Source organism: Stenotrophomonas sp. AS012628, assembly GCF_010608305.1.
GTDB lineage: Bacteria > Pseudomonadota > Gammaproteobacteria > Xanthomonadales > Xanthomonadaceae > Stenotrophomonas > Stenotrophomonas geniculata.
Window position 1 is genome coordinate 1 of record NZ_VMBJ01000185.1, and the last position, 251, is coordinate 251.

General features: G+C 63.7%; 1 protein-coding gene. It reads right to left on the reverse strand.

The window, feature by feature from the left end; genetic code table 11:
• Positions 1–239, reverse strand: a 239-nt coding sequence (locus G5A07_RS21540; RefSeq protein ID WP_223107814.1) for a DNA topoisomerase, incomplete at its 3' end; no start/stop codon positions are given.
• Positions 240–251 lie beyond the last annotated feature (12 nt).

Genomic DNA, 251 nt, shown 5'->3' on the forward strand with positions numbered 1-251 from the left:
GTGCCCGGCTTGTCGCGACACGCGGCCACGATGCTTTTGGCCTCGGCCTCGCTCCACAGACGCGAATCGCGTTGCTCTGGATCGAACTCGTTCTTCTTGAACTTCGGGTCGAACCAGCGGCCTTCGTACAGGCCGGCCGCGGCGATGAACTCGGCGCGCACTTCCCAGTAATCGCGCGGCACGAAGCGTTTGATCTTCTCTTCGCGCTCCACCACGATCGACAACGTGGGCGTTTGCACGCGGCCCACGGT